Annotated in this window: 24 protein-coding genes; 16 read left to right on the top strand and 8 right to left on the bottom strand. The window is 68.0% G+C overall.

Translation table 11 applies throughout. The features are described from left to right. The first annotated feature begins 22 nt into the window (after window positions 1-22). Window positions 23-1,375, top strand: coding sequence for a sigma-54 dependent transcriptional regulator (locus tag JMF86_RS14315; RefSeq protein ID WP_175809959.1), 1,353 nt, complete (start codon window positions 23-25; stop codon window positions 1,373-1,375). A gap of 103 nt (window positions 1,376-1,478) precedes the next feature. Here JMF86_RS14315 and JMF86_RS14310 read toward each other — a convergent pair whose 3' ends face one another. Then, entirely contained in the window at window positions 1,479-2,015 is a 537-nt protein-coding gene (locus JMF86_RS14310) for a peroxiredoxin (protein ID WP_006490813.1), read from the bottom strand. Window positions 2,016-2,172: 157 nt separating this feature from the next. Here JMF86_RS14310 and JMF86_RS14305 point away from each other — a divergent pair, with 157 nt between their 5' ends. Continuing rightward, window positions 2,173-2,745, top strand: a complete 573-nt coding sequence (locus JMF86_RS14305; protein ID WP_054928080.1) for a hypothetical protein — start codon at window positions 2,173-2,175, stop codon at window positions 2,743-2,745. A gap of 333 nt (window positions 2,746-3,078) precedes the next feature. On the opposite strand, the gene JMF86_RS14300 is transcribed toward JMF86_RS14305, so the two are convergent. Both JMF86_RS14300 and JMF86_RS14295 read right to left on the bottom strand, forming a co-directional pair. Beyond that, on the bottom strand, window positions 3,079-4,683 hold the full coding sequence (locus tag JMF86_RS14300; protein ID WP_175809937.1) for a YifB family Mg chelatase-like AAA ATPase: 1,605 nt from the start codon (window positions 4,681-4,683) through the stop codon (window positions 3,079-3,081). Between the two features lie 279 nt (window positions 4,684-4,962). Continuing rightward, on the bottom strand, window positions 4,963-5,214 hold the full coding sequence (locus tag JMF86_RS14295; protein ID WP_006489451.1) for an accessory factor UbiK family protein: 252 nt from the start codon (window positions 5,212-5,214) through the stop codon (window positions 4,963-4,965). Between the two features lie 355 nt (window positions 5,215-5,569). Here JMF86_RS14295 and JMF86_RS14290 point away from each other — a divergent pair, with 355 nt between their 5' ends. From JMF86_RS14290 to ptsP, 7 genes are all read left to right on the top strand, one after another. Next, window positions 5,570-5,908, top strand: coding sequence for a P-II family nitrogen regulator (locus JMF86_RS14290; RefSeq protein ID WP_006398175.1), 339 nt, complete (start codon window positions 5,570-5,572; stop codon window positions 5,906-5,908). 37 nt (window positions 5,909-5,945) lie between these two features. Beyond that, window positions 5,946-7,448 carry an ammonium transporter gene (locus JMF86_RS14285; protein ID WP_006477712.1) on the top strand — a complete coding sequence of 501 codons (1,503 nt, stop codon included), beginning with the start codon at window positions 5,946-5,948 and terminating at the stop codon, window positions 7,446-7,448. Between the two features lie 242 nt (window positions 7,449-7,690). Next, window positions 7,691-8,980, top strand: a complete 1,290-nt coding sequence (gene gshA / locus JMF86_RS14280) for a glutamate--cysteine ligase (RefSeq protein ID WP_006477713.1) — start codon at window positions 7,691-7,693, stop codon at window positions 8,978-8,980. 27 nt (window positions 8,981-9,007) lie between these two features. Continuing rightward, a complete protein-coding gene (gene gshB / locus JMF86_RS14275) occupies window positions 9,008-9,964 on the top strand; it encodes a glutathione synthase (RefSeq protein ID WP_054928066.1) in 957 nt (318 codons plus the stop codon). Between the two features lie 237 nt (window positions 9,965-10,201). Continuing rightward, a complete protein-coding gene (locus JMF86_RS14270) occupies window positions 10,202-10,672 on the top strand; it encodes a PTS sugar transporter subunit IIA (RefSeq protein ID WP_006477715.1) in 471 nt (156 codons plus the stop codon). A gap of 67 nt (window positions 10,673-10,739) precedes the next feature. Then, window positions 10,740-11,009, top strand: coding sequence for an HPr family phosphocarrier protein (locus JMF86_RS14265; RefSeq protein ID WP_006477716.1), 270 nt, complete (start codon window positions 10,740-10,742; stop codon window positions 11,007-11,009). Window positions 11,010-11,210: 201 nt separating this feature from the next. Beyond that, on the top strand, window positions 11,211-12,983 hold the full coding sequence (ptsP, locus tag JMF86_RS14260) for a phosphoenolpyruvate--protein phosphotransferase (protein ID WP_027807186.1): 1,773 nt from the start codon (window positions 11,211-11,213) through the stop codon (window positions 12,981-12,983). A 68-nt stretch (window positions 12,984-13,051) separates the two neighbouring features. Here the strand turns inward: ptsP and JMF86_RS14255 are convergent, their stop codons facing one another. The 3 genes from JMF86_RS14255 to gpmA form a co-directional block, all read right to left on the bottom strand. Then, on the bottom strand, window positions 13,052-13,804 hold the full coding sequence (locus JMF86_RS14255) for a molybdopterin-synthase adenylyltransferase MoeB (RefSeq protein ID WP_054928065.1): 753 nt from the start codon (window positions 13,802-13,804) through the stop codon (window positions 13,052-13,054). Window positions 13,805-13,908: 104 nt separating this feature from the next. Next, on the bottom strand, window positions 13,909-15,456 hold the full coding sequence (locus JMF86_RS14250) for a S41 family peptidase (RefSeq protein ID WP_011546283.1): 1,548 nt from the start codon (window positions 15,454-15,456) through the stop codon (window positions 13,909-13,911). A gap of 256 nt (window positions 15,457-15,712) precedes the next feature. Continuing rightward, window positions 15,713-16,459, bottom strand: coding sequence for a 2,3-diphosphoglycerate-dependent phosphoglycerate mutase (gene gpmA / locus JMF86_RS14245; RefSeq protein ID WP_012329275.1), 747 nt, complete (start codon window positions 16,457-16,459; stop codon window positions 15,713-15,715). A 135-nt stretch (window positions 16,460-16,594) separates the two neighbouring features. Between gpmA and JMF86_RS14240 the strand changes: the two genes are divergently transcribed. The 5 genes from JMF86_RS14240 to JMF86_RS14220 all read left to right on the top strand — a co-directional run bounded on the left by JMF86_RS14240 (window position 16,595) and on the right by JMF86_RS14220 (window position 19,518). After that, window positions 16,595-17,017: a rhodanese-like domain-containing protein gene (locus JMF86_RS14240; RefSeq protein WP_006477721.1), complete on the top strand. Its 423-nt coding sequence runs from the start codon at window positions 16,595-16,597 to the stop codon at window positions 17,015-17,017. Beyond that, on the top strand, window positions 17,014-17,274 hold the full coding sequence (gene grxC / locus JMF86_RS14235; RefSeq protein ID WP_006477722.1) for a glutaredoxin 3: 261 nt from the start codon (window positions 17,014-17,016) through the stop codon (window positions 17,272-17,274). The genes JMF86_RS14240 and grxC overlap by 4 nt, the downstream gene beginning before the upstream one ends. A gap of 107 nt (window positions 17,275-17,381) precedes the next feature. Next, window positions 17,382-17,876: a protein-export chaperone SecB gene (secB, locus tag JMF86_RS14230; protein WP_006477723.1), complete on the top strand. Its 495-nt coding sequence runs from the start codon at window positions 17,382-17,384 to the stop codon at window positions 17,874-17,876. A gap of 26 nt (window positions 17,877-17,902) precedes the next feature. Further along, on the top strand, window positions 17,903-18,901 hold the full coding sequence (locus tag JMF86_RS14225) for an NAD(P)H-dependent glycerol-3-phosphate dehydrogenase (protein ID WP_054928064.1): 999 nt from the start codon (window positions 17,903-17,905) through the stop codon (window positions 18,899-18,901). Window positions 18,902-18,993: 92 nt separating this feature from the next. Further along, window positions 18,994-19,518 (top strand): O-acetyl-ADP-ribose deacetylase, encoded by a 525-nt coding sequence (locus JMF86_RS14220; RefSeq protein ID WP_027807188.1) that lies wholly within the window; start codon window positions 18,994-18,996, stop codon window positions 19,516-19,518. Between the two features lie 34 nt (window positions 19,519-19,552). Here the strand turns inward: JMF86_RS14220 and trmL are convergent, their stop codons facing one another. Together trmL and JMF86_RS14210 are read right to left on the bottom strand one after the other, a co-directional pair. After that, window positions 19,553-20,023, bottom strand: coding sequence for a tRNA (uridine(34)/cytosine(34)/5-carboxymethylaminomethyluridine(34)-2'-O)-methyltransferase TrmL (gene trmL / locus JMF86_RS14215; RefSeq protein ID WP_006477726.1), 471 nt, complete (start codon window positions 20,021-20,023; stop codon window positions 19,553-19,555). Window positions 20,024-20,118: 95 nt separating this feature from the next. Then, the gene (locus tag JMF86_RS14210; protein WP_054928063.1) at window positions 20,119-20,916 is read right to left on the bottom strand and encodes a ComF family protein; all 798 of its coding nucleotides are present in this window, start codon (window positions 20,914-20,916) and stop codon (window positions 20,119-20,121) included. Between the two features lie 81 nt (window positions 20,917-20,997). On the opposite strand from JMF86_RS14210, the gene JMF86_RS14205 reads away from it, so the two are divergent. Both JMF86_RS14205 and JMF86_RS14200 read left to right on the top strand, forming a co-directional pair. After that, the gene (locus tag JMF86_RS14205) at window positions 20,998-21,963 is read left to right on the top strand and encodes a methyltransferase domain-containing protein (RefSeq protein ID WP_011546278.1); all 966 of its coding nucleotides are present in this window, start codon (window positions 20,998-21,000) and stop codon (window positions 21,961-21,963) included. Window positions 21,964-22,158: 195 nt separating this feature from the next. Continuing rightward, window positions 22,159-22,683: a DUF2244 domain-containing protein gene (locus tag JMF86_RS14200; RefSeq protein ID WP_011546277.1), complete on the top strand. Its 525-nt coding sequence runs from the start codon at window positions 22,159-22,161 to the stop codon at window positions 22,681-22,683. Window positions 22,684-22,693: the final 10 nt, after the last annotated feature.

Below are 22,693 nucleotides of genomic sequence, written 5' to 3'. Positions count from 1 at the left end.
CTGTCAGGAGCAAGTGACCAAGATGGCCAACCGGCTGCAAGTGATCTATATCGAAGACGATGCGCTCGTGCGCCGGGCGAGCGTGCAGAGCCTTCAACTGGCGGGCTTCGACGTCGCCGGCTTCGAGTCGGCCGAGGCGGCCGAGAAGGCGATCGTCGCGGATACCGCCGGCGTGATCGTCAGCGACATCCGGCTGCCCGGCGCGAGCGGGCTCGACGTGCTCGCGCAGTGCCGCGAGCGCGTGCCCGACGTGCCGGTGATTCTCGTCACCGGGCACGGCGACATCTCGATGGCCGTCCAGGCGATGCGCGACGGCGCGTACGACTTCATCGAAAAGCCGTTCGCGGCCGAGCGCCTGATCGAGACGGTGCGCCGCGCGCTCGAGCGCCGCGAGCTCGTGCTCGAGAACCACGCGCTGCGGCGCGAGCTGGCCGGGCAGAACGTGGTCGCGCCGCGCATCATCGGCCGCAGCCCTGCGATCGAGCAGGTGCGCAAGCTGATCGCGAACGTCGCGCCCACCGACGCGTCGGTGCTGATCAACGGCGACACGGGCGCCGGCAAGGAACTGATCGCGCGCAGCCTGCACGAGCTGTCGCCGCGCCGCGACAAGCCGTTCATCGCGGTCAATTGCGGCGCGCTGCCCGAGCCGATGTTCGAGTCGGAGATGTTCGGCTACGAGCCCGGGGCGTTCACCGGTGCGGCGAAGCGGCGCGTCGGCAAGCTCGAATACGCGTCCGGCGGCACGCTGTTCCTCGACGAAATCGAAAGCATGCCGCTCGCGCTGCAGGTGAAGCTGTTGCGCGTGCTGCAGGACGGTGTGCTGGAACGGCTCGGCTCGAACCAGCCGATCCGCGTGAACTGCCGCGTGGTCGCGGCCGCGAAGGGCGACATGAGCGAACTGGTCGCGGCCGGCACGTTCCGGCGCGACCTGCTGTACCGGCTCAACGTCGTGACGATCGCGCTGCCGCCGCTCGCCGAGCGCCGCGAGGACATCGTGCCGCTGTTCGAGCACTTCATGCTCGATGCGGCCGTGCGCTACGGGCGGCCGGCGCCGGTGCTGACCGACCGGCAGCGCGCGAGCCTGATGCAGCGCGACTGGCCGGGCAACGTGCGCGAGCTGCGCAATGCGGCCGACCGCTTCGTGCTCGGCGTGGCCGACATGCCGCCGGAAACGGGTACGGGCGACGACGCCGACAACGACCAGACGCTGAAGGAGCGCATCGAGCAGTTCGAGCGCGCGGTGATCGCCGAGGCGCTGAACCAGACGGGCGGCGCGGTCGCCGCGACGGCCGACCGGCTGCATGTCGGCAAGGCGACGCTGTACGAGAAGATGAAGCGCTACGGGCTGTCGGCGAAAGGCGACACCGAGCGCTGAAAAGCAAACGGACCGCGGAACCGGGGTGCCCGGTCATGCGGTCCGTTGTTTTACCGAAAGAGGCGGTGCGGTGCGCGCCCCTTCGAATCCGATTCGGCGGCGCTCAGGCCGCGTTGCCGTCGAGCGCCTTCTTGAGCAGCGCGTCGAGTTCCGCGAATTGCGGCGCGCCGACGTAGCGCTTCAGGATCTTGCCGTCCTTGTCGACGACGAAGGTCGTCGGCGTGAGTTGCACGTTGCCGAACTGCTTCGCGACGCTGCCGTCGTCGAGCGCGACCTTGAACGGCAACTGGCGCGTCTGCGCATAGTTCGCGACGTACATCGGCGGATCGTAGTTCATCGCGACCGCGACGAATTCCAGCCCCTGGCCCTTGAAGCGATTGTAGGTGTCGACCATCTGCGGCATTTCCTGCATGCAGGTCGCGCAACTGGTCGCCCAGAAATTCACCAGATAGACCTTGCCTTTCAGGTCGCCGGCGGTCGAGACCTTCTGGCCCGACAGCAGCGTGAAGGTCGCGTCCGGCACGCTGGACTTGCCGTTGAACGCGAAGAAGCCGGCGACGGCGATCGCCGCGACGACGGCGGCCGCGACGATATAGCGGACGGGGCCGGTACTGCGGCGGGCGGGAGGCGTGGTGTTCATCTGGTGCTCTCGGAGTCGATGACGCGGATCGATGCAAAGGACGTCGAAATTCGGCGCTCATTTTAGCGCGAATGCGGCGTGTGCACCGGCGGCGGCCTCGCATCCCGGTTTTCAGGTTCGGCGGATAATGGCCGCTTTGCCTGCCGCGATCCACGCCATGCCGAAGGAAGTCATCGATTCGTTGCGCCCCCTTTTTCGCCCGCTGCGACACTTCGCCGCGCTGGCCTGCGTGAGCGCTGCGCTGGCCGCGTGCTCGCCGTCGTACGACTGGCGCACGCTGCACAACGATGCCGGCTACACGATCGACCTGCCGGCGAAGCCGACCGTCGAGGAGCAGCCGGTGGCGCTCGGCGGCACGTCGATGCCGATGCGGATGCAGGCCGCGCACGTCGACGGCGCGGTGTTCGCGGTCGGCACGCTGACGCTGCCGGACGACCGCGACGACACGCGCCGCACGGCACTCGACTTCCTGCGCGCGGGGCTGTCGCGCAACCTCGACGGCGCGCCGCAGACGGCCGCGGTGCCCGTGCCGCTCGCCGCCGGCGGCGCGGTGAACGGGCTCGAACTGCGTATCGCGGGGGCCGCCGCCGGCGGCGATCGCGCGCGCAAGACGATCGTCGCGCGGCTTGCCGCGCGCGGCCGGCACGCGTACCAGGCCGTCGTGATCGCCGACGGGCCGCTCGCGCAGGAGCAGCTGGACCAGTTTTTCGGCTCGTTCAAACTCGATTGACGACGGCCGGCGAGGGCGCTCCGACAGGCAACGGCAACTGAAAGTTCATTCGCAGCTTTCGACGCTAATCACCGGATTTTGCGAGGGTTTTTCGGCTATCCACAGCGCATGTGGATAACTTTGTTGAAAAGTCGCACGGATTTCCCGCAAAGCCGCGCCGGACGGCCCTCCGGCTCGTTTGGTCGCCCATTCGCCCTTTGAGAAAAATCAATCAAAACAACGGGATACGCATTCCGTCCGGCAAAGGCCGCGGCGAGCCGCGATCCGGGGCCGGATTAGGGGAATTGTGCATAAGTCAAGTCTTGACAGCCTGATTTTGTCCTCCCAGCGCGCTTACAGCGCCGTCAGCGCACGCCGGTAGCGGATCGCCTCGGCGATCTGCGCGGCCGTCGGCAACGGGTCGCCGGCCAGGTCGGCGATCGTCCGCGCGACTTTCAGCACGCGGAAATACGCGCGCGCCGACCACCCGAAGCGCTCGCCGGCCTCGCGCAGCAATCGCTCACCTTCGTCGGTGGGCCGGCACAGGTCGTCGGTTTCGCGGCCGCTCAGCATGTGATTCGTCTTGCCCTGCCGAGCGAGCTGCAGCGCACGCGCTTGCGCAACCCGGGCGGCCACCGACGCGCTCGGTTCGCCGGGCGCCGTCGCGCGGGTCGCGAGTTCCGCCGGCGACAGCGCGGGCAGATCGATCTGGATGTCGATGCGATCGAGCAGCGGCCCCGACAGCTTGCGCAGATAGCGGGCGGCCACGTCCGGCGAGCAGCGGCAGCGCCCGGACGGATCGCCATGCCAGCCGCACGGGCACGGATTCATCGCGGCGATCAGCTGGCATGCGGCGGGGAAGTCGGCCTGCTGGGCCGCGCGCGAGATCGTGATGCGGCCGGCTTCCAGCGGCTCGCGCAGCATTTCCAGCACGTGCCGGTCGAATTCCGGCAGTTCGTCGAGAAACAGCACGCCAAGGTGCGCAAGCGTGATTTCGCCCGGCTGCGGCGGATTGCGGCCGCCCACCAGCGCGGCGGCGCTCGACGAGTGGTGCGGCGCGCGGAACGGCCGGCGGCGCCACTGCGCGGGCGAGAAGCCGAGCCGGCTCGCGGACAGCAGCGCGGCCGAGGTCAGCGCCTCGTCGTCGGTCAGCGGCGGCAGCAGCCCGGCGAGGCGCGCGGCCAGCATGGACTTGCCGGCGCCGGGCGGGCCGACCATCAGCATGTGATGGCCGCCCGCAGCCGCCACTTCCAGCGCGCGCCGGGCGCCGCGCTGGCCGACGACGTCCGCGAGGTCGGGCGCGGCGGGTGCCGGCAGGCCGTCGAGGCAGGGCGCCGCGACCGGCGCGAGCCGCCCGTCCGGCGCATCGGCGAGGTGCGCGCACAGCGCGGGCAGGTCGCGTGCACCGAATACGGTCACGCCCGGCACGAGCGCGGCCTCGGCGGCGCTGTCGAGCGGCAGGTACAACTCGGGCGAGCGCGACGTCACGGTGCAAGCGCGCGTCTCGCCGGCATCCAGGCCCGGGCCGCCGGCGAGGCCCGCGCCGGATTCCTCCGCACGCCGGTCCCGCGCGGCGCCGCACGCCATCGCGAACGCGCCGCGCATCGGCCGCAGTGCGCCCGTCAGCGACAGCTCACCGGCGAATTCGCGGCCGGCCAGCGCGTCGGCCGGGATCTGGCCGTTCGCGGCGAGGATGCCGAGCGCGATCGGCAAATCGAAGCGGCCCGATTCCTTTGGCAGATCGGCCGGCGCGAGATTGACGGTGATGCGGCGCACCGGGAATTCGAACCCGCAGTTCTGCAGCGCGGCACGCACGCGCTCGCGGCTTTCGCGGACTTCGAGATCGGGCAGGCCGACGATCGAGAACGACGGCAACCCGTTGGCGAGATGGACTTCGACGGTGACGTCCGGCGCGCGGCCGGAGGCGGGCGCGCGACTGCGCACCACGGCGAGCGACATGGCGAGGCTCCTGTAAAAGCAGGCGGACGACGGCCGTTGGGGGCCGCATGCCGCGGGAATCGGAGGAATCGGGTGCGCGCTTGCCGGCGTGGCGCGGGGAAAGAACGAGGTGTTGCGGAACGACGAACTGCGAAGAGCGATGGACTGCGAAGAGCGGGGGTGCAGCGAAGAGCGGGGGTGCAGCGAAGAGCGGGGTGCAGCGAAGAACGACGGACGACGAAGCGTGGCGGAAGGTGGCGGGTGCGGGCCGCACGACGCGGCCCGCACCCGGGTAGAGCGTCAGGCCTGCGGGGCCGCGAGCTTCTGCTCGAGTTCGGCGACGCGCTTTTCGAGTTCCTCGAGGCGCACGCGGGTGCGGGCGAGCACCTGCGCCTGGGTGTCGAATTCCTCGCGCGTGACGAGATCGAGCTTCGAGAAGCCTTGCGACAGCATGGCCTTCACGTTGCGCTCGACGTCCTTGGCCGGCGAGTTTTTCAGCAAATCGCTGACGCGCGACTGCAGATCGTTGAAAACGTCGCTGGGTTGCTTCATGTGATTCCCCTTCCTTGCACAAAAAATGTGCATCTTCAGTTGCGTACGTGCCCATGATGCACGCATGACCGGAAATGGTGCGCGCGGGGCGCGAATTCCGGGCATGGCGCCCGCATGGGTGAATGGCCCGGCGATCCGGGACGTGCGTGCACTCTAGCAACGATCCTTTCGCCGCGCCAGCAAACCGGGCCATGTTGGCCATTCGGCCGGGCTTTTGCGCCTTACATCGCGGGATGCGACCCCGTTCCGGAGCCGTTCGAGACGGTGTTCGGGCCAACATGGCATGCGAGTTGCTGAGAAGAGTCCGTTACAACATTCCAACTCATTCGACGGGACAACCCAGCGAGAGGACTTCATGAAACTCATTACCGCAATCATCAAGCCGTTCAAGCTCGATGAGACGCGCGAGGCGCTGTCGGCGCTTGGCGTCTCCGGCATCACGGTGACGGAGGTGAAAGGGTTCGGGCGCCAGAAGGGGCACACCGAGCTGTACCGCGGCGCCGAATACGTGGTCGATTTCCTGCCGAAGATGAAGATCGAGGCGGCCGTGTCCGACGATCTCGTCGACCAGGCGGTGGAAGCGATCGAGCGGGCCGCGCGCACCGGCAAGATCGGCGACGGCAAGATCTTCGTCACGCCGATCGAACAGGTGATCCGGATTCGCACCGGGGAGACAGGCGCGGACGCGCTGTAACAGAACAGACAAGACAAGCGACAAGAGGAAACCCAAGATGCGAAAACTTCTGATGTCCCTGCTGATGGCCGGTTCGCTGATCGCGACCGGCGTCGGCTCCGCGCTCGCCGACGACGCGGCGTCCGCCGCGGCAGCTTCCGCGCCCGCCGCCACCGCTTCCGACGCGTCGGCTGCCGCTGCACCGGCCGCATCGGCGCCGGCCGCCGACGCATCCGCCGCTGCCGCACCGGCTTCGGGCACGGCCGACGCATCGGCTGCCGCCGCCGCGTCCGCGCCGGCCGCCCCGGCCGCGCCCACCGCCCCGTTCTCGGTCGATTCGTCGAAGATCAGCGCGGGCGACACGGCATGGATGCTGACGTCCACCGCGCTCGTGCTGTTCATGACGATCCCCGGCCTCGCGCTGTTCTACGCGGGCATGGTCCGCAAGAAGAACGTGCTCGCGACCGTGATGCAGAGCTTCGCGATCACCGCGGTGATCACGGTGCTGTGGACGGTGGTCGGCTACAGCCTCGCGTTCACGCCGGGCAACGGCTTCATCGGCGGCCTGTCGCGTGCGTTCCTGCACGGCATGAACTACATCAAGGGCGACAAGGCGACGACGCTGACCGTCAGCCATCTCGCGTCGACGATTCCGGAATCGGTCTACTTCGTCTACCAGATGACGTTCGCGATCATCACGCCGGCTCTGATCTGCGGCGCGTTCGCCGACCGGATGAAGTTCTCGGCGATGCTCGTGTTCATGACGCTCTGGTCGCTGATCGTCTATGTGCCGATCGCGCACATGGTGTGGGAGCCGACCGGCTGGCTGTCGGCCGACGGCGTGCTCGACTTCGCGGGCGGCACGGTGGTGCACATCAACGCCGGTATCGCGGGCCTCGTGTCGTGCCTCGTGCTCGGCAAGCGCGTCGGCTACGGCCGTGAATCGATGGCGCCGCACAACCTGGTGCTGACGATGATCGGTGGCTCGATGCTGTGGGTCGGCTGGTTCGGCTTCAACGCGGGCTCCGCGGTCGCGGCCGACGGCCGTGCTGGCTTCGCGATGCTGACCACGCAAGTGGCGACCGCCTGCGCGGCGCTCGGCTGGATGTTTGCCGAGTGGATCGCGAAGGGCAAGCCGTCGGTGCTCGGCATCGTGTCGGGCGCGGTCGCGGGTCTCGTGGCGATCACGCCGGCCGCCGGTTTCGTCGGCGTGGCGGGCGCACTGGTGATCGGTATCGCGGCGGGCGTCGTCTGCTTCTGGTCGGCTACCTGGCTCAAGTCCAAGCTCGGCTACGACGATTCGCTCGACGCGTTCGGCGTGCACGGCATCGGCGGGATTCTCGGCGCGCTGCTGACGGGCGTATTCGCGGTCAAGGACATCGGCGGCTTCGACGGCAGCCTGCTGCTGCAGGCCAAGGGCGTGCTGATCACGCTGGTCTACAGCGGCGTGCTGAGCTTCGTGCTGCTGAAGCTGATCGACCTGACGATCGGCCTGCGCGTGACCGAAGAGGAAGAGCGCGAAGGTCTCGACGTGATCCTGCACGGCGAGCACGTGGAATAAGTCACACGAATCAACGGCGGGCCGCCGCGACGACGGCGCCCGCCCCGAATGAGCGCAGCGACTTCGGCCCGCCTACCCGGCGGGCTTTTTTCTCCTGTCACCCGCTGCCGTAGCGGATAACCCTTCACTCTATCGGGTCAATAGCCGAAAAGTTCCTCGATATCCTTGCGAAGCCGGGAACAATCCCCAAATGGGCAAGGCAATTGCTCTACAATCTTCATTCTCCCGCTCGCGAGTGATTCATGGTTCCCCACCTCGTTACCGCGTTGAACGGTCCGCTGCTCGAACTCGAGCAGAAGATCCTCGACGCGACGCCTGCGATCGAACGCTGGTTCAGGCTCGAATGGCAGGAACACACCCCGCCGTTCTATTGTTCGGTGGACCTGCGCAATGCCGGCTTCAAGCTGGCGCCCGTCGACGCGAACCTGTTTCCCGGCGCGTTCAACAATCTGCCGTCCGAAGTGCTGCCGCTCGCCGTGCAGGCCGCGATGGCCGCGATCGAGAAGATCTGCCCGGACGCGAAGAATCTGCTCGTGATTCCCGAGCTGCCGACCCGCAACGCGTTCTACCTGGAAAACGTCGCGCGCCTCGCGACGATCATGCGCCAGGCCGGCCTGAACGTGCGCTTCGGCTCGCTCGACCCGAGCATCACCGACATGACGCCGATCACGCTGGCCGACGGCCAGAAGATCGTGCTCGAGCCGCTCGAGCGTTCGCAGCGCCGCCTCGGCCTGAAGAATTTCGATCCGTGCTCGATCCTGCTGAACAACGACCTGTCGGCCGGCATTCCGGCCGTGCTGGAGAACCTGCACGAGCAGTACCTGCTGCCGCCGCTGCACGCGGGCTGGGCCGTGCGCCGCAAGTCGACGCATTTCTCGTGCTACGACGACGTCGCGAAGAAGTTCGCGAAGATGGTCGGCGTCGATCCGTGGATGGTGAATCCGTATTTCGCGCACGTGGAAGGCGTCGACTGGCAGGCGCATGAAGGCGAGCAGGCGCTCGCCGACGCGATCGACGGCGTGCTGAAGAAGATCGCGCGCAAGTATCGCGAATACGGGATCAGCGAGAAGCCGTACGTCGTCGTGAAGGCCGACGCGGGCACCGCGGGCCGTGGCGTGATGACCGTGCACGACGCGGCGGAGATCGGCCGCATGACGAAGGCCGAGCGCGCGCAGATGGCCGAATCGAAAGCCGGCCTCGCGGTGCGCGACGTGATCGTGCAGGAAGGCGTCTACACGTTCGAGCGCGTCGGCGACGAAGTGGCCGAGCCCGTCGTGTACATGATCGACCGCTACGTGGTCGGCGGCTTCTACCGCACGCACGGCGGCCGCGAGCGCGACCAGAACCTGAACGCGCCCGGCATGCACTACGTGCCGCTCGGCTTCGAGCACACCGCGCTGCCGGATGCAGGCGCCAAGCCGGGCGCCGCGCCGCCGAACCGTTTCTACATGTACGGCGTCGTCGCGCGGCTGTCGCTGATCGCGTCGTCGATCGAACTGGAAAAGACCGATCCCGAAGCCATCCAGGTGTAACGGACCTTCGCTACGTACAGGACCCGCATGGACATTCTTTTTATCGCCGACCCGCTCGAGCATTTCAAGATCTACAAGGATTCGACCTACGCGATGATGGCGGAGGCCGCCCGGCGCGGGCATGCGGTGTACGCGTGCGAGCCGCGCCATCTCGCCTGGACGGGCTCGGCCGTCGAGGCCGACGTGCGGCGCATCACGTTCGTCGGCGAGCTGGACGACCTGCATCGCGACATCTGGTTCGAAGCGGGCCCGGTCGACGCGCGCCGTCTCGAATCGTTCGGCGCGGTGCTGATGCGCAAGGACCCGCCGTTCGACATGGAGTACGTGACGTCGACGTGGCTGCTCGAGCTGGCCGAGCGTGCGGGTGCGCGCGTGTTCAACAAGGCGCAGTCGATCCGCGACCATTCGGAGAAGCTCGCGATCGGCGAGTTTCCGCAGTTCGTCGCACCGACGCTCGTCACGCGCGACGCGAAACGGTTGCGCGCGTTCCACGCCGAGCATGGCGACGTGATCCTGAAGCCGCTAGACGGAATGGGCGGGATGGGCGTGTTCCGCGTGAAGCCGGACGGCATGAACCTCGGCTCGATCGTCGAGATGCTGAGCCACGACGGCACGCGCTCGGTGATGGCGCAGAAGTTCATTCCCGAGATCAAGGCCGGCGACAAGCGCATCCTGCTGATCGGCGGCGAGCCGGTGCCGTATTCGCTCGCGCGGATTCCGCAGGGCAGCGAGGTGCGCGGCAATCTCGCCGCGGGCGGGCTCGGCGTCGCGCAGCCGCTGACGACCCGCGACCGCGAGATCGCCGACACGCTCGGGCCCGTGCTGGCGTCGCGCGGGCTGCTGCTGGTCGGGCTCGACGCGATTGGCGACTGGCTGACCGAGGTGAACGTCACGAGCCCGACGTGCTTCCGCGAGATCATGGAGCAGACGGGCTTCGACGTCGCCGCGATGTTCATTGACGCGCTGGAGCGCGCGGCCGCGTAGGCCCGACCCGTTTCCCGCGCAACCCCGGCGGCGGCCGCGCAGGTCCCCCGTCGCCGGAGCAGCTTGACCGGCCTGCTACAATGCCCGCTTGCCCGGTGCCGTGATCGGCGCACCGAAGGCCCGGCGGTCGGGCCGACACTGTTGCAAGGCTGAACATGAAACGTTCTCCACACTCGCTACGCTCATTGCCCCGCCGCGGGGTATCGGCCCGCCAGGGGCGGCCGGGAGCGATCTGACATGGCCGGAATCCTGATCATCGCGCACGCTCCGCTCGCCACCGCGCTGCGGGACTGCATCGCGCACATCTACGGCGGCGTGCCCGCCCGCATCGGCTGCATCGACGTGACGGCGGACAGCGATCCGGCCCAGGTGATGGCCTTCGCGCACGCGGAACTCGCGCGGCTCAAGGAAGAGAACGGCGTGGTCGTGCTGACCGACATGTACGGCGCGACGCCCGCGAACATCGCGGGCCAGCTCGCGAAGCTCGACAACGTGCGCGTGCTGGCCGGCGTGAACCTGCCGATGCTCGTGCGGGCCGTCTGCTACCGCACCGTGCCGCTCGACAAGCTGGTCGACAAGGCGCTGTCCGGCGGCGCGAAGGGTGTCCACGAGGTGTCGGCCGGCACGCCGCCGCCGCCGTCGGAGACCGGCTGCGGCCAGTGCGCGCCGATTCCGCCCGAACCGCAGCCGCGCACCGAATCGCACTGACCGCTCCGTTTTAGACTGACCCGCCGACGCCCGTCGCCGGCGGCCTCGACCGACCCGACCGAGAATCATGCTTCAACAAGAAACCACCATCGTCAATAAATTGGGGCTCCATGCGCGCGCATCGGCCAAGCTTACGCAACTGGCCGGCAACTTCCAGTCGGAAGTCTGGATGACACGCAACGGGCGCAAGATCAATGCGAAGAGCATCATGGGCGTGATGATGCTGGCGGCCGGCATCGGCAGCACCGTGACGATCGAGACGGAAGGGCCCGACGAGCGGGAAGCGATGGATGCGCTGCTGAAGCTGATCGCCGACAAGTTCGGCGAAGGCCAGTGATCGCCACGCGGAATCATTGCCGTTTCCAGTCAGAATGCCGCGGATGTCGCGGCATTTTTTTCGTCGGAAGCATTGATGCGGAATGCGCAATGCTGCGCTGCATGCAGTCAGCAGGGAGTCGCGGAATTTATAATCGCTAACCGGGGTCATAAGCGCATCGCAGCAGTGTGCCGCGGCTTTACTTGTACAGAGGAGGTGCGCGTGTCCTTCACGCTGCATGGCATTCCCGTCTCACGAGGTATCGCGATCGGGCGAGCGTATCTGATCGCGCCGGCGGCGCTCGACGTCGCCCATTACCTGATCGAGGCCAACCGGACCGACGCCGAAGTGGAGCGATTCCGCACGGCGCTCGACGTCGTGCGCCGCGAGCTCGAAGCGCTGCGCGCCGACCTGACCGACGATACCCCGAGCGAAGTCGGTGCATTCATCGACGTCCACACGATGATCCTGAGCGACGAGATGCTCGTGCAGGAAACCATCGACCTGATCCGCACGCGCCGCTACAACGTCGAATGGGCGCTGACCGAGCAGCTCGAACTGCTGACGCGCCATTTCGACGACATCGAGGACGAATACCTGCGCGAGCGCAAGGCCGACATCGAGCAGGTGGTCGAGCGCGTGCTGAAGGCGCTCGCCGGTGCGCCGTCCGCGTCGCAGGCGCTTGACGGCGCGGCCAGGAACGGCACGAACGACATGATCGTCGTCGCGCACGACATCGCGCCGGCCGACATGATGCAGTTCAAGACGCAGTCGTTCCAGGCGTTCGTCACCGATCTCGGCGGACGCACGTCGCACACGGCGATCGTCGCGCGCAGCCTCGGCATTCCGGCCGCGGTCGGCGTGCAGCATGCGAGTTCGCTGATCCGCCAGGACGACCTGATCATCGTCGACGGCGACCAGGGCATCGTGATCGTCGATCCGGCGCCGATCGTCCTCGAGGAATATTCGTACCGCCAGTCCGAGAAGCTGCTGGAGCAACGCAAGCTGCAGCGCCTGAAGTTCTCGCCGACGCAAACGCTGTGCGGCACGAAGATCGACCTGTACGCGAACATCGAGCTGCCCGACGACGCGAAGGCGGCCGTCGAGGCCGGCGCGGTCGGCGTCGGCCTGTTCCGCTCCGAGTTCCTGTTCATGCACGAGAAGGAGATGCCGGAAGAGGAGGAGCAGTTCGCCGCGTACAAGCGGGCCGTCGAGTGGATGAAGGGCATGCCGGTGACGATCCGCACGATCGACGTCGGCGCCGACAAACCGCTCGAGGCGCTCGACGAAGGCTACGAAACGGCGCCGAACCCGGCGCTCGGGCTGCGCGCGATCCGCTGGAGCCTGTCCGAGCCGCAGATGTTCCTCACGCAGTTGCGCGCGATCCTGCGCGCGTCCGCGTTCGGCCAGGTGAAGATCCTGATCCCGATGCTCGCGCACGCGCAGGAGATCGACCAGACGCTCGACCTGATCCGCGAGGCGAAGCGGCAGCTCGACGACGCGGGGCTCGCATACGATCCGAACGTGCGCCTCGGCGCGATGATCGAGATCCCGGCCGCGGCGATCGCGCTGCCGCTGTTCCTGAAGCGCTTCGATTTCCTGTCGATCGGCACGAACGACCTGATCCAGTACACGCTCGCGATCGATCGCGCCGACAACGCGGTCGCGCACCTGTACGACCCGCTGCATCCGGCCGTGCTGCACCTGATCGCGTACACCTTGCGCGAGGCGAAGCGCGCGGGCGTGTCGGTGTCGGTGTGCGGGGAGATGGCGGGCGACCCGGCGCTCACGCGCCTGTTGCTCGGGATGGGGCTCACCGAGTTCTCGATGCACCCGAGCCAGTTGCTCGTCGTGAAGCAGGAGATCCTGCGCGCGCACCTGAAGGCGCTCGAGAAGCCGACGGCCGACGTGCTGGCCGCGTTCGAGCCGGAGGAAGTGCAGGCGGCGCTGCAGCGGCTGGCGGTCGCCGAGCCGCGGGCGGACGCGGCCGCGTAGGCGTTTTCGGCGTCGCTAACTGTAGCGAAGTGTCACGCATGGGCCGTTTGGCGCATGCCCGTCGCGCGTCAGTGCCGGTCCCCGCATACGGGGCAGTCGGCCTGGCGCGCGATTTTCATCGTCGTCCATTCCATCCGCAGCGAATCGAGCATCATCAGCCGCCCGTTGAGCGTCTTGCCGATGCCGCCGATCACGCGCAGCGCCTCGGCCGCCTGCATCGCGCCGATGATCCCGACGGTGGGCGCGAACACGCCCATCGTCGAGCACGCGACTTCCTCGAACGGCTGGTCTTCCGGAAACACGCACGCATAGCAGGGCGCGGCCGCGTCGCGGAAGTCGAACGTGCTGATCTGGCCGTCGAAGCGCAGCGCGGCGCCCGACACGAGCGGCACGCCGTGCGCGACGCACGCGCGGTTGATCGCATGCCGCGTCGCGAAGTTGTCGGTGCAGTCGAGCACGACGCTCGCGTGCGGCACGTGTGCGTCGAGCCACGCGTCGTCGACGCGTTCCGCGACCGCGTTCACCGTCACCTCGGGGTTCAGCTGCGCGAGCGTGTCGCGTCCCGATTCGACCTTGCTGCGGCCGACCGATGCCGTCACGTGCAGGATCTGCCGCTGCAGGTTCGTGAGGTCGACCGTATCGGCGTCGACGAGCGTGAGCGTGCCGACCCCCGACGCCGCGAGATACATCGCGGCCGGCGAGCCGAGGCCGCCCGCGCCGACGACGATCGCATGCGCGTCGAGAAAGCGCTGCTGCGCCTCGATGCCGATCTCGTCGACGAGGATGTGGCGGGAGTAGCGAAGGAGTTGATCGTCGTTCATGGGGAGTCGTGAGCGAGGCGGGCGGACGTTCGTTATTTTAGGCGCGCATGAAAAACGGGCCATCGCGGTCTTCCCGCGATGGCCCGTTGGATGCCGGCTGGCGCTTACTTTGGCGCGGATGCCGGCTTCGGTGCGGAAGCCGGCTTCGCGGCGCTGGCGCCCGATGCCTTCGCGGCTGCCTTGGCGGCCGGGCTCTTCGCCGTGCTCTCGGCGAGCAGCGACTTCGATTCCTGGACCGGCTTGCCTTCGAGCTTGTTGAGCGCCTGCTGCATCATGAAGTCGTCGGCGCTGCCGAACTCGATCGGCTTGCGATCGCGATCCTTCTGGCGCTGCTCCGGCGTCTTCTTGTCGTTCTGCTCTTCGAGAACGCGCAGCTGATCCATCCGGCGCTGCTCGCGCTCTTCCTGTTCCTTCTTCTCGTTCGGATCCTGCGTGTTCGCGAGGTGGTTCGTGTAGTCGACCTCGCGCGTCACGAGCACGTCGTCCGGATCGCCGTCCGCGTACTGATCGACCGGCACGTCCGGCGTGATGCCCTTGTTCTGGATCGAACGGCCGCTCGGCGTGTAGTAGTACGCGGTGGTCAGGCGCAGCGCGGTGTCGGCCGTCATCGGGCGGACCGTCTGCACCGAACCCTTGCCGAACGTCGTCTTGCCCATGATCTGTGCGCGCTTCGAATCCTGCAACGCACCGGCGACGATTTCCGACGCGGACGCCGAATATGCGTTCGTCAGCACGATCATCGGCACGGTCTTGAAGACCGGCGGCAGGTTCTTCAGCGGATCGCCGTCGAAGGACGGCAGGCGATAGTTGTCGTACGTATCGCGGTAGACCTGCTTCGAATCGGGGATCTGGCCGTTGGTCGACACGACGACCGAGTCGGGCGGCAGGAACGCGCCGGCCACGCCGACCGCGCTCTGCAGCAGGCCGCCGCCGTTGTTGCGCAGGTCGAGGATGAGGCCCTTCAGGTTCGGCTGCTGGCGCGCGATGTCCTGCAGCTTCTGCGCGAGATCGGGCGTCGTGCGCTCCTGGAAGCTCGTGATGCGGACATACGCGTAGCCCGGGTCGAGCATCTTCATCTTCACGCTCTGGACCTTGATGATCGCGCGCGTGACCGTGACCGGGAACGTGCGGTCGTCGCTCTTGCGGAAGATCGTCAGCGTGACCTTGGTGCCCGGCTCGCCGCGCATCTGCTTGACGGCCTTGTCGAGCGTCATGCCGCGCACCGGCTTGTCGTTGATGCGCGTGATCAGGTCGCCCGGACGGATGCCGGCGCGGAACGCGGGGGTGTCCTCGATCGGCGAGATCACCTTGACGAGGCCGTCTTCCTGCGAGATCTCGATGCCGAGGCCCGCGAAGCGGCCCTTCGTCTGCTCCTGCAGTTCGTCATAGTCGGTCTTGTCGAGGAACGACGAGTGCGGATCGAGGCTCGACACCATGCCCTTGATCGCCGCCGTCAGCAGCTTCTTGTCGTCGACCGGTTCGACGTACTCGCGCTTGATCTGCCCGAATACTTCCGCGAACAGGCGGAGCTGGTCGAGGGGAAGCGGCGCCGTGGCGGTCTGCTCGGCCGATGCGGAAACCTGCAGCGTGGCGAACACGCCCGTGGCGAGGCCCGCGGCAATCAGGCCGATGTTCTTCAAATTCATTCGCATAGAGAGTCTGGTGCGGTCGGGAAGCGCGTGGCGGTAGCGGGGATGTAGCGGACAAGTATAACTGTTCGTCCGATAACTCAGTGGAACGGCGCGAAAAGCGTCGAAAAGGCCGCAGAGGCCCCGGCGGGGCACCGCCAGGCGCGCTGCGGGGTTCGAAAGCGGGTTCGACCGCAGCGGGGCCGGGAAGGTTCGCGCGGCGTGCGGGCCGGGGCCCGGCACGCCGCGCCGGAACGCGGCCTGCTCGCCGCGCCGGGCGTCAGCCCGCCTTGCCCTGCTTCGCGACGGCGGCCTGCGCCTGCGCGATCGCGTCCTGGTCGCCGAGGTAATAGTGCTTGATCGGCTTCAGGTTCTCGTCGAGTTCATACACGAGCGGTACGCCGTTCGGGATGTTCAGGCCGACGATGTCGCTGTCCGAGATGCCGTCGAGGTACTTGATCAGCGCGCGCAGCGAGTTGCCGTGCGCGGCGATCAGCACCTGCTTGCCGGCGCGCACCGCCGGCGCGATCGACTCGTTCCACAGCGGCAGCACGCGCGCGACCGTGTCCTTCAGGCACTCGGTGAGCGGCAGTTGCTCGCGCGGCACCTTCGCGTAGCGCGGGTCGTTGAACGGCGCGCGCTCGTCGGTCGGCTCGAGCGCGGGCGGCGGCGTGTCGTAGCTGCGGCGCCACACGAGCACCTGCTCGTCGCCGAACTTCGCGGCCGTTTCCGCCTTGTTCAGGCCCGACAGCGCGCCGTAGTGGCGCTCGTTCAGGCGCCACGAGTGGACGACCGGCAGGTACATCAGGTCCATCTTGTCCTGCACGTGCCACAGCGTGCGGATCGCGCGCTTGAGCACCGACGTGTACGCGATGTCGAACGTGTAGCCGGCCTCCTTGAGCAGTTCGCCGGCCTGGTAGGCCTCGTTGCGACCCTGTTCGGTCAGGTCGACGTCGACCCAGCCGGTGAAGCGGTTTTCCTTGTTCCACGTCGATTCGCCGTGGCGGATGAGAACGAGTTTGTACATGGATCTTGCGGTCGGTAGTGATGGGAAGCGGGGCGCGCCGCACGGGACCGAACCGGGGCCCGACATCGCGCAAGACGGTTATTTTATAATGGCGGGATTGTCCTCATCCGATTTCTCTTTTTCCGGCGGCATTCCGTGACGTTCTTTACCAATTACACGAACCTGGCCCTTATCGCGATCCTGCTGGTTTCCGGCGGCCTGCTGGCATGGCCGGCCCTGCGCCGCGGCCGCGGCGGGCTGTCGGCTGCGGAAGCGACGCAGCTCATCAATCGCCGCAACGCGGTCGTGATCGACCTGCGTGCCGCCGCCGATTTCGCCGCCGGCCACCTGCCGTCGGCGCGCCAGGTCGCGGCGGGCGAGATCGGCGCGAAAATTGCGCAGGTCGCGAAGAACAAGAGCACCCCGGTGCTGCTCGTCTGCCAGAATGGCCAGCAGTCGCAGAAGGCGGCGCGCGAGGTCGAGGCGGCGGGCTACGCCGAGGTGCACGTGCTCGAAGGCGGCGTGGCCGCCTGGCAGCAGGCCGGGATGCCGGTCGTCAAACAAGGAGTGGCGAAGTGAACAAGGTTTTGATGTACAGCACGCAGGTGTGTCCGTATTGCATGCAGGCCGAGCGCCTGCTGAAGCTGCGCGGCGTCGAGCAGATCGAAAAGGTGCTGATCGATCGCGATCCGGCCCGCCGCGAGGAAATGATGACGCGCACGGGGCGCCGCACGGTGCCGCAGATCTATATCGGCGACACGCACGTCGGCGGCTACGACGATCTGTCGAAGCTCGACCGCGAAGGCGGCCTCGTGCCGCTTCTGCAAGCGGCCTGATTAGGGCAGAATGGCCGCCGGCCGCGCCGCGGGTCGGGCGCGCAGGATTCATCCGTGGCGGCCGGCGAACAGCCGGACCGCCCCGTCACCACTTTTAGGGAAACACCATGTCCGACGTCGAAAACCAACCGTTCTTCAACATCCAGCGCGTCTACCTGAAGGATATGTCGCTCGAGCAGCCGAATTCGCCGGCGATCTTCCTCGAGCAGGACATGCCGTCGGTTGAAGTCGAAGTCGACGTCAAGGCCGACCGTCTCGCGGAAAGCGTGTTCGAAGTCGTCGTGTCGGGTACCGTCACCGCGAAGGTGAAGGACAAGGTCGCATTCCTGATCGAAGCGAAGCAGGCTGGCATTTTCGACATCCGCAACATTCCGGACGAACAGCTCGATCCGCTCGTCGGCATCGCATGCCCGACGATCCTGTTCCCGTACCTGCGCTCGAACATCGCCGACGCGATCACGCGCGCCGGCTTCCCGCCGATCCACCTCGCGGAAATCAACTTCCAGGCGCTGTACGAGCAGCGTCTCGCGCAGCTTCAGCAGCAAGCCGGCGCCGCAGCAGGCGCACCGAACGGCGCGCCGAATGGCACGACGCTGAACTGACGTTTCACTCCGGACCGGTGCTGGGTATGAAAGTAGCCGTTCTCGGCGCCGGTGCCTGGGGCACCGCGCTCGCGGGCCATCTGGCCGCGCGGCACGATACGCTTCTGTGGGCGCGCGACGCCGCGCTCATCGCCGGGCTGCAGGCCCGGCACGAAAATTCCCGCTATCTGGACGGCATCGCGCTGCCTGACGCGCTGCGCTACGACGCCGATCTCGGCGCCGCGCTCGCGCATGGCGCCGCGGACGACGCGCTGTGCGTGATCGCCGCGCCGGTGGCCGGGCTGCGCACGCTGTGTCACGCGATGCGCGACGCGGGCTATGTGCCCGCGCACGTCGTCTGGGTCTGCAAGGGCTTCGAGGCCGACACGCATCTGCTGCCGCATCAGGTGATCGCGGCCGAACTGCCCGAACAGCAGAGCAACGGCGTGCTGTCGGGCCCGAGCTTCGCGCGCGAGGTCGGACAGTCGTTGCCCGTCGCATTGACGGTGGCCAGCGCGTCGGCCGAATGCCGCGAGCGCACGCTCGCCGCGTTCCATCACGGCGCGATGCGGATCTATACGGGCGACGACGTGGTCGGCGTCGAGGTCGGCGGCGCGGTGAAGAACGTGCTGGCGATCGCGACCGGCATTTCCGACGGCCTCGGCCTCGGGCTGAACGCGCGCGCCGCGCTGATCACGCGCGGCCTCGCCGAAATGTCGCGGCTCGGCGTGGCGCTCGGCGGCCGCGCGGAAACCTTCACGGGCCTCACGGGCCTCGGCGACCTGATCCTCACCGCGACGGGCGACCTGTCGCGCAACCGCACGGTCGGGCTGCAACTGGCGGCCGGCCGCACGCTGAACGACATCCTCGGCGCGCTCGGCCACGTGGCCGAAGGCGTGCGCTGCGCGCAGGCCGTGCTGGCGCTCGCGCGCGCGCAGTCGATCGATATGCCGATCACGCAAGCCGTGTGCGGCGTGCTGTTCGATGGCATCGCACCGCGCGACGCCGTCAGCGGCCTGCTGCGCCGCGACGCACGCGCCGAGTAGCACGGGCCGGGTTCGCCCGGCACGGTTGCGCCGGGCGCGCGGCGCCAAAGCGGACTACGCTTGAACAGTCTTCGGCGTTCCGCGAGGTTGTCATGCTGCAGATCCATTCCACCACGCTCGATGCGCAGGTCGTCGACATCACGACGCTCGATGTCGATGCGATCGTCAACGCCGCGAACGGTTCGCTGCTCGGCGGGGGCGGCGTCGACGGCGCGATTCACCGCGCGGCCGGCCCCGGCCTGCTCGCCGAGTGCCGCACGCTCGGCGGGTGCGACACCGGCGACGCGAAGCTCACGCGCGGCCACGGGTTGCCGGCGCGCTACGTAATCCACGCGGTCGGGCCGGTCTGGTACGGCGGCGCGCGCGGCGAGGCCGAGCTGCTCGCGTCGTGCTACCGGCGCGCGATCGAGCTGGCCGAAGAGGTTGCCGCGACGTCGATCGCGTTTCCGGCGATCAGTTGCGGCGTCTACCGCTATCCGGCCGAAGCCGCCGTCGACATCGCGGTCGGCACCGTCGTCGAGATGCTCGCGCAGGCGCCGAACCTAGCACGCGTGGTGTTCGCGTGCTTTTCCCCCGACATCTACGACCTGTACCGCGCGCGGCTCGCGCGGACCTGACGCGTTCGGCGCCGCGGGCTACACCCGGCGGGCGTCAGGCGCCGCCTTCGAAGCCGGCCTGGCGCCACGCCTCGAACACGACCACCGCGACCGTGTTCGACAGGTTCAGGCTGCGGTTGTCCGGCCGCATCGGCAGGCGCACGCGCTGCTCGTTCGGGAAGCGTTCGAGCAGTTCGGCCGGCAGGCCGCGCGTTTCCGAGCCGAACACGAACCAGTCGCCGGGCAGGAACGCATGATCGTGGAAGCGGCCCGAGCCGCGCGTCGTGAACGCGAACATCCGCGCGGGATCGGGCGTTTCGGCGGCGACGAACGCATCCCAGTCGCGGTGCACGCGCATCTGCGCATACTCGTGATAGTCGAGGCCGGCGCGGCGCATCCGCGCGTCGTCGAGCGGAAAGCCGAGCGGCTCGATCAGGTGCAGATGCGCGCCGGTGTTCGCGCACAGGCGGATCACGTTGCCGGTGTTCGGCGGAATTTCGGGGGCGACGAGAACGACGTTGAACATGTTTCGGTTTGGCTGGGGCGGCCGGAGCGGCGCAATGCGCGTGCATCCGGCTGGCCGGTTCGTGACGGCCGCATGCGGGCGGCCTCTCTATCTAATTAATCCCTGGCGGTGCGCAGCGCAACCAGATTCGTCACGCGCGCGGCGCCCGCCGCCTTCAGCGCCTGCGCGGCCGCCGCGAGCGTCGCGCCGGACGTCATCACGTCGTCGACGAGCGCGATGTGGCGGCCGGCGACGCCGCCTGCCACCGCGAAAGCCGCCATCACGTTGTCGCGTCGTGCGTGCCGATCGAGCCGCGACTGCGGCGCGGTGTCGGCGACGCGCGTGAGCAAGGCTGCCTCCGCTGGCACGCCGAGCCGGCGCGCCAGCGGACGCGCGATCGCCCACGCCTGGTTGTAGCCGCGCGCGACGAGCCGCCGGTGCGACAGCGGTACCGGCGCGACGAGGTCGAAGCCCCCCGCGCCGCGCGTATCGTCGACCAGCCGTGCAAGCCGGGCTGCGAATTCACCACCGAGCGCGAGCTGTGCGTGAAATTTCAGGCCGCGCGCGAGCCCGTCGAGCGGCGCGCGGTAATCGGCAAGCGCGAGCGTCGCGTCGAACGGCGGCGGCGCGGTGCGGCACGCGTCGCACTGGTACAGGCCCGCGCGGCCGGCGCCGAGGCGACCGCCGCCGGCCGATCGCGCGTGTCCGACACCGAGCGGCAGCGCGCAGACCTCGCAGCGCAACTGCGCTTCATTCCAGTACGCGGCATCGCAGGCGCCGCAAATCACGGCGTGTGACAAATTGCCGCATAACGCGCAGCGATTCGGCAACGTGGCGGCGGCGACGCGCACGGCCAGCGTTCGAACCTGCGACAAAACGACGCGCAACGTGCGCTCGGCGGAACCGCGGACCATCGCAACACTCCTGGCACGCCGCCTCAATGAAGCTTGCGAGGCGAGCGAGTATACTTCGGGCTCTTCGCCAGTGTGCCCGACATGTCCCCAGCTTCGACTTCAACCGGCCGTCCGGCCAATGACACCAGGCGCCTGCGGCGGATCTTCGATCGCCGTGCCGCCACGTTCGATGCGGTTGCGTTCCTGCCGCGCGAGATCGCGCAGCGGATGAACGAGCGCCTCGAATACATCAAGGTGAGCCCCGCGGCCGTGCTCGATGCGGGCTGCGGCCCGGGCGACGACCTGCCGGCGCTGCGCGCGCGTTTTCCCGAAGCGCCGGTGTTCGGCGTGGACCTGTCCGGCGCGATGCTCGCGCGGGCCGGTCAGCGTGAAGTCGAGCAGACCACCTGGCGCCGCTGGCTGCCGGCGTCGCTCGGCCGGGCGCTGGGCCAGCGCGGCCCGCGCGTCGCGCAGGCCGATTTCGCCGCACTGCCGTTCCCGGGCGGCGCGTTCGACCTGATCTGGTCGAATCTCGCGCTTCACTGGCATTCGCGTCCCGATACCGTCTTCCCCGAATGGCAGCGCGTGCTGCGCGTGAACGGGCTGCTGATGTTCAGCACGCTCGGCCCCGACACGCTGCGCGAACTGCGCGCGGCCTGCGCGGACGCCGAAGCGGCGCTCGGCATCGCCCCGCCCGCCGCCCGCGTGATCGATTTCGTCGACATGCACGACCTCGGCGACATGCTCGTCGAGAGCGGCTTCGAGATTCCCGTGATGGACCAGGAAGTGCTGACCGTCACCTACAAGTCCCCCGATTCCCTGCTGGCCGACGTGCGCCGCTGGGGCGCCTATCCGTTCGAGCGGGCGACGCCGCAGCACGCGACGCGGCGCTTTCGCGCGGCGCTCGGCGACGCGCTGGACGCGCGCCGGCGCGAGGACGGCACGATTCCGCTGACGTTCGAGGTGATCTACGGCCACGCGTGGAAGGCCGTGCCGCGCACGACCGCCGAAGGGCACGGGATCGTGCGCATCGAGGACATCGGCAAGGGGCGTCCGAAGAATCGGTAAAGCGGTAAAGAGGGGTTTTGTTATGTCTGAAATTAGCGGCGCAAAGCGGGGTCGAATTGGCGGCCAAAACGGCCGGAAAGCTTGTCGCGCTTGGCTTGGCGGGCGATAGGCGCTTGCTTGTGGATGCCATTGAACCCGCCTATAATGCGTCAGCTTGTCGTCCCGGGGTCCCCGCAATACGGGGCGACGAGTCCGATGCAGGCATGCATCGCATGCCATTCGCGTGAGGCGGCGATGGAAGCAGCGAGGGTTTTGGCGGAGACGGCGGACAGCGAACCGGTCCTCGAAGACTGGCTCATGAAACGCAACTGTTCGGTGTCGCCACGCCAGTTCGTGCTGTTTTACGCGTCGCTCGCGGGCTTCTCGCTGGCGATCGCGGCGTTGCTGTTGTGGAGAGGGGTCTGGCTCGTCATGCCCTTTACCGGAATCGAGTTGCTGGCGGTGGGTGTCGCATTTGCGATCTATGCTCGCCATGCGGTCGATTACGAGCGCATCAGGCTGTTTCCGCACCGGCTCGTGATCGAGCGGATGGATGCGGAGCGGCTCACGCAGATCGAATTCAACCCGCGCTGGGTGCGGGTCGAGCCGGGTGCGACGCCACGCGATCCGATTCGGCTGGTATCGCGCGGGCAGACCGTCGTAATCGGGCAGCATCTCGCGCAGTACAAGCGTGCGCAGTTCGCCGACGAGCTGCGCGTGTCGCTCAGGCGCTGCGGCTGACGAGGCGCGG

This window comes from Burkholderia sp. E168m15 (assembly GCF_016586105.1).
Taxonomy (GTDB): domain Bacteria; phylum Pseudomonadota; class Gammaproteobacteria; order Burkholderiales; family Burkholderiaceae; genus Burkholderia; species Burkholderia orbicola.
The sequence above is the reverse complement of the archived record's forward strand: the minus strand, read 5'-3'. Positions and strand labels throughout refer to the sequence as shown.

Coding starts and splice junctions, on each gene's coding strand:
- JMF86_RS14205 (WP_011546278.1), top strand. CDS start 20,998: ATGTCCCCAGCTTCGACTTCAACCGGCCGTCCGGCCAATGACACCAGG.
- JMF86_RS14255 (WP_054928065.1), bottom strand. CDS start 13,804: ATGAACGACGATCAACTCCTTCGCTACTCCCGCCACATCCTCGTCGAC.
- JMF86_RS14200 (WP_011546277.1), top strand. CDS start 22,159: ATGCAGGCATGCATCGCATGCCATTCGCGTGAGGCGGCGATGGAAGCA.
- gshB (WP_054928066.1), top strand. CDS start 9,008: ATGGACATTCTTTTTATCGCCGACCCGCTCGAGCATTTCAAGATCTAC.
- secB (WP_006477723.1), top strand. CDS start 17,382: ATGTCCGACGTCGAAAACCAACCGTTCTTCAACATCCAGCGCGTCTAC.
- JMF86_RS14270 (WP_006477715.1), top strand. CDS start 10,202: ATGGCCGGAATCCTGATCATCGCGCACGCTCCGCTCGCCACCGCGCTG.
- JMF86_RS14295 (WP_006489451.1), bottom strand. CDS start 5,214: ATGAAGCAACCCAGCGACGTTTTCAACGATCTGCAGTCGCGCGTCAGC.
- gpmA (WP_012329275.1), bottom strand. CDS start 16,459: ATGTACAAACTCGTTCTCATCCGCCACGGCGAATCGACGTGGAACAAG.
- JMF86_RS14285 (WP_006477712.1), top strand. CDS start 5,946: ATGCGAAAACTTCTGATGTCCCTGCTGATGGCCGGTTCGCTGATCGCG.
- JMF86_RS14210 (WP_054928063.1), bottom strand. CDS start 20,916: ATGGTCCGCGGTTCCGCCGAGCGCACGTTGCGCGTCGTTTTGTCGCAG.
- JMF86_RS14305 (WP_054928080.1), top strand. CDS start 2,173: ATGCCGAAGGAAGTCATCGATTCGTTGCGCCCCCTTTTTCGCCCGCTG.
- JMF86_RS14310 (WP_006490813.1), bottom strand. CDS start 2,015: ATGAACACCACGCCTCCCGCCCGCCGCAGTACCGGCCCCGTCCGCTAT.
- JMF86_RS14225 (WP_054928064.1), top strand. CDS start 17,903: ATGAAAGTAGCCGTTCTCGGCGCCGGTGCCTGGGGCACCGCGCTCGCG.
- JMF86_RS14250 (WP_011546283.1), bottom strand. CDS start 15,456: ATGCGAATGAATTTGAAGAACATCGGCCTGATTGCCGCGGGCCTCGCC.
- trmL (WP_006477726.1), bottom strand. CDS start 20,023: ATGTTCAACGTCGTTCTCGTCGCCCCCGAAATTCCGCCGAACACCGGC.
- JMF86_RS14300 (WP_175809937.1), bottom strand. CDS start 4,683: ATGTCGCTCGCCGTGGTGCGCAGTCGCGCGCCCGCCTCCGGCCGCGCG.
- JMF86_RS14315 (WP_175809959.1), top strand. CDS start 23: ATGGCCAACCGGCTGCAAGTGATCTATATCGAAGACGATGCGCTCGTG.
- JMF86_RS14290 (WP_006398175.1), top strand. CDS start 5,570: ATGAAACTCATTACCGCAATCATCAAGCCGTTCAAGCTCGATGAGACG.
- gshA (WP_006477713.1), top strand. CDS start 7,691: ATGGTTCCCCACCTCGTTACCGCGTTGAACGGTCCGCTGCTCGAACTC.
- JMF86_RS14265 (WP_006477716.1), top strand. CDS start 10,740: ATGCTTCAACAAGAAACCACCATCGTCAATAAATTGGGGCTCCATGCG.
- JMF86_RS14220 (WP_027807188.1), top strand. CDS start 18,994: ATGCTGCAGATCCATTCCACCACGCTCGATGCGCAGGTCGTCGACATC.